Here is a 4,536-nt window from a genome sequence, read left to right as displayed (position 1 = left end):
CGACTTCTTCCGAAAGACTTATGGACGGACTGGGGCCTCCAACGCAAAGCCATTCGAAGGCGGTCGTAGTTGGGCCGGTGCGAGGCCGGAATTCCGCGCAATCGGCTACGATGCGCATGGCATAGCGGCCCACATTGGCGTGCTGCGCCGCTTCATCAAGGTTGGCGAGGTCGATCTGTTAGTGGCCGAACTGGGGTTGTACAGCGTGCGTCCGGATCTTGAAGGATTTGGAATCAGCTTTTCACTGGGCGTTGTCTATCCAGTACTTCAGCAGCTTGGGGTTCCATTCGTTTTCGGCACGGTTCGGCACGCGATGCGGAACCATGTTGAGAGGTTCTGCCGAACCGGCCTGGCGACCATTGTATCGGACGCTCGCGTACGGTCGACCCGGCCGGAAGTGTATCCCGACCTGCCGCCCACGCGCTTGGAGGACGTGCTTGTCTTCGTTGTGCCGATTGGACGCTCGATGAGCGAGTGGCCGTCCGGCACCCTGATTGACCGGAACGGTCCGGAGCTATGAAACACCTGGACTACATAAGCGAAGTGCCGAGTGAATGGGCTAGTACCGGCCGTCGCACCGTTTATCTGACGTTTGACGACGGTCCCCATCCAGTTTTCACACCTCAGATCCTCGATGTTCTGGCGCAAAATCGGGTGCCGGCGACGTTCTTCGTCATCGGCACCTACGCCGTAGAGCACCCGGATCTCATCCAACGAATGGTCGCGGAAGGGCACGAGGTGGGCAACCACACGATGACTCATCCGGATCTCAGCAAATGCGGCTTCGGCGAAGTGCGCAGTGAAATCTTTGACGCGAACGGCGCCATCAGGACGGCGTGTCCACGGGCCTCGCTACGCTTCATTCGCGCGCCCTACGGCGCCTGGAGCGAAGAAGTTTTCAAGGCGTCAGAGAGCGCCGGGCTGGCGGCCCTTCACTGGTCTGTAGACCCGCGAGACTGGTCTCGCCCCGGTACCGACGCGATTGTCGATGCAGTGCTCGCCTCTGTCCGGCCGGGTGCAATCGTGCTCCTGCACGACGGCTGCCCGCCCGACGAGTTGAGACCGAGCACTCAAGCCGGACTGCGCGACCAGACCGCCAAGGCGCTGTCCCAGCTGATTCCGGCATTAAACGCCCGCGGATATGAAATTCGCGCCCTTCCCCAACATCATTGAAAATTGCGAGATCCTATGGACCTGCTTGCCACAGCCAGTACTGCCGCCATCTCGTGCTATGCACTGCTCTCGGCTGCTTATAAAAGCATGCAGATGGCTTATGCTTTGCCGATGGACCGTTCTCCGGTGTCGGATGAACTGGTCGGTTTCGACCTTCTGCCGAGCGTGGATGTCATCGTCCCCTCCTTCAACGAGGATCCGCGCGCGCTCTCGGCGTGCCTGGCGTCGATCGCAAGCCAACAATACGCCGGAAAACTGCGCGTCTATGTGGTTGATGACGGTTCCTCAAATCGCGACGTTGTCGTGTCGGTACACGGTGCCTTTGCGGGCGACCCGAGATTCAGCTTCATTTTGCTCGACAAGAATGTTGGCAAACGCAAAGCGCAGATCGCCGCGATACGCCGCTCATCTGGAGATCTGGTGCTGAACGTCGACTCGGACACGACACTCGCGTCCGATGTCGTCACGAAGCTTGCACTGAAGATGCAGGATCCAGCCGTCGGCGCGGCGATGGGTCAGTTGATCGCCAGCAACCGGAGCGACACCTGGCTGACCCGTTTGATCGATATGGAGTACTGGCTGGCCTGCAATGAGGAGCGCGCGGCACAGGCTCGCTTTGGTGCCGTTATGTGCTGCTGCGGCCCATGTGCGATGTACCGTCGCTCCGCACTCCTTTTGCTGCTGGATCAGTACGAGACGCAACTGTTTCGGGGGAAGCCAAGCGACTTCGGTGAGGATCGCCATCTCACGATCCTCATGCTGAAAGCAGGCCTTCGAACCGAATACGTTCCCGACGCCATCGCCGCTACGGTCGTTCCGGACCGGCTAGGGCCGTATCTGCGCCAACAACTCCGCTGGGCTCGAAGCACGTTTCGCGACACCTTGCTTGCGCTGCGCCTATTGCCAAGCCTCGATCGCTATCTAACGCTGGATGTGGTCGGACAGAATCTCGGTCCGCTTTTGCTCGCCCTGTCGGTCTTGGCTGGACTCGCGCAGCTGGCACTGACAGGCGCAGTGCCTTGGTCGGCAGTCCTGATGATTGCATCCATGACCATCATTCGGTGCAGCGTGGCAGCGTTTCGTGCCCGCCAACTTCGATTTCTCGGCTTTTCTGTTCACACATTCATCAACGTCTTTCTCTTACTCCCCTTGAAGGCCTATGCGTTGTGCACATTGAGCAACAGCGATTGGCTGTCGCGCAACGCGCCTACCCTACCCAATGGAGGGGAAAAGCAGATCCTCATCAAAAACCCGATCGCCGGACCAAACGCTACAGGAGGTTCGGAAGTTGCTCACTCAATTCGCAGAACCGATCTTTCCCGCAGTTCTTCAACTTTGGTGGAGTCTGAGAGCGTTTTCAGTGGCGAGTGATAATCTACTGCGCAGGGCACAAGTCGTGACCTGGACAATATTTCAATTGTTAGAACGGGAAGCGGCCGCATACGATCCGTTGCGGCTCGACGGCAATCCGTAGAGCGGGAGCGTCTCACACAAATGCTCCGGCTGTCGCTTTCCCAAGGGCCGTCACAGCGAAGGCCTGCTCTCCAGAACGCTCGCAAGTGAGCTACCGCCAGCTGAACGGCTCCTTTCGGCCTGAGATAGACGCATGTCAAACATAGCAATCGACCTTACCGGCGTAAGCAAGTCATTTGGCAACAAGCTCGTAGTGAATGGGCTGTCGCTCACCGTTGCGTCGGGAGAGTGCTTCGGCCTGCTGGGGCCGAACGGTGCGGGCAAAAGCACGATTGCGCGTATGGTCCTCGGCATGACACGGCCTGACGCCGGTGAGATCACAGTACTCGGAGTGCCTGTGCCGGCACGGGCTCGCTTGGCACGCCAGGGCATCGGCGTGGTTCCGCAGTTCGACAACCTCGACCTGGAATTCACGGTACGCGAGAACCTGTCGGTGTTCGGGCGCTACTTCGGCATGAGCACACGCAAGATCAAAGCGGTCATCCCATCTCTGCTCGAGTTCGCCCGCCTCGAGAGCAAGGCGGATGCACGTGTCGCCGAACTATCGGGCGGCATGAAGCGGCGCCTGACGCTGGCACGTGCGCTGATCAACGATCCCCTTCTACTCATAATGGACGAGCCGACCACGGGCCTCGACCCGCACGCGCGACACCTGATCTGGGAGCGCCTGCGATTCCTGCTGGCGCGCGGCAAAACGATCCTTTTGACGACCCACTTCATGGAAGAGGCTGAGCGGCTGTGCGATCGGCTGTGCGTTCTCGAGCATGGGTGCAACATCGCCGAAGGCAGCCCCCATGCCCTGATTGAGGAGCATATCGGATGCAACGTCATCGAGATCTTTGGTGGCAACCCACAGGAGCTGGGTTCGCTGATCAGGCCGCATGTTCAGCGCATCGAGGTGAGCGGCGAGACGCTCTTTTGCTATACGCCCGATCCGGAGCAGGTGCGTGTGCAACTGCGCGGGCGCGCGGGGCTGCGTCTTCTGGAGCGTCCACCTAATCTGGAGGACGTTTTCTTGCGGCTGACCGGACGTGAGATGGAGAAGTGAACAATGGCTGAAGATTTTGCGGCGGCTCTGCCCGCCAACGCGTGGAATTGGGTTGCGGTGTGGCGCCGAAACTATCTGTCATGGAAGAAGGTCGCACTTGCGTCGATGCTCGGTAACCTCGCCGATCCTATGATCTATCTTTTCGGACTCGGCACTGGCCTCGGAATGATGGTCGGTCGCGTTGAAGATACGTCGTACGTTGCTTTTTTGGCAGCCGGCATGGTCGCGACAAGCGCAATGACCGCGTCGACCTTCGAAACAATTTATGCAGCTTTTCCTCGCATGAACGAACAGCGCACCTGGGAAGCAATCCTGTACACACAACTTACCCTCGGCGACATCGTTCTCGGTGAATTAGCGTGGTCAGCTACCAGGGCCTTTCTGGCCGGTACGACAATTACTGTCGTTGCCGCTGTGGCGGGCTATGCGGCATGGCCGTCCGTCCTCTATGTGCTACCAGCGATCGCTCTCACTGGGTTCGCCTTTGCGAGCCTGGCGATGATCGTCACCGCGCTTGCGCCCAGTTACCATTATTTTGTATTCTACCAGTCGCTGTTCCTCACACCCATGCTGTTCCTGTCGGGCGCGGTCTTCCCGGTCACCCAATTGCCAGGCAGCTTGCAGCAGATAGCGCACTTGTTGCCGCTGGCACATTCCATCGACCTTATTCGTCCGGAAATGCTTGATCGCCCGGCTGGCGGCATCGCCCTGCACATCGGTGCGCTTTGCATGTACGCGGTGTTGCCGTTCTTCCTCTCGATGATACTGCTTCGCCGGCGCCTGCTGCGCTGAGATGACTTCCGAGAGCGATGGCGATCCATGATGCAGTACCACGAAAGTTC

5 protein-coding genes are annotated in these 4,536 nt (G+C 59.2%); all 5 read left to right on the top strand.

Annotated features, from left to right (window positions below):
* On the top strand, positions 1-520 hold a 520-nt coding region (locus B5V02_RS38035; protein WP_111549052.1), incomplete at its 5' end, for a NodA family N-acyltransferase.
* Positions 517-1,173, top strand: a complete 657-nt coding sequence (gene nodB / locus B5V02_RS38030; protein WP_111549051.1) for a chitooligosaccharide deacetylase NodB — start codon at positions 517-519, stop codon at positions 1,171-1,173. The genes B5V02_RS38035 and nodB, both read left to right, overlap by 4 nt.
* 15 nt (positions 1,174-1,188) lie before the next feature.
* Positions 1,189-2,544 carry a chitooligosaccharide synthase NodC gene (nodC, locus tag B5V02_RS38025; protein WP_111549050.1) on the top strand — a complete coding sequence of 452 codons (1,356 nt, stop codon included), beginning with the start codon at positions 1,189-1,191 and terminating at the stop codon, positions 2,542-2,544.
* A gap of 235 nt (positions 2,545-2,779) precedes the next feature.
* Positions 2,780-3,694, top strand: a complete 915-nt coding sequence (gene nodI, locus B5V02_RS38020) for a nodulation factor ABC transporter ATP-binding protein NodI (RefSeq protein ID WP_111549049.1) — start codon at positions 2,780-2,782, stop codon at positions 3,692-3,694.
* Between the two features lie 3 nt (positions 3,695-3,697).
* Positions 3,698-4,486: an ABC transporter permease gene (locus B5V02_RS38015; protein WP_111549048.1), complete on the top strand. Its 789-nt coding sequence runs from the start codon at positions 3,698-3,700 to the stop codon at positions 4,484-4,486.
* Positions 4,487-4,536 lie beyond the last annotated feature (50 nt).

It is taken from the genome of Mesorhizobium kowhaii, assembly GCF_003253745.1.
Lineage (GTDB): Bacteria > Pseudomonadota > Alphaproteobacteria > Rhizobiales > Rhizobiaceae > Mesorhizobium > Mesorhizobium kowhaii.
This window is presented reverse-complemented; position numbering and strand designations above follow the sequence as displayed.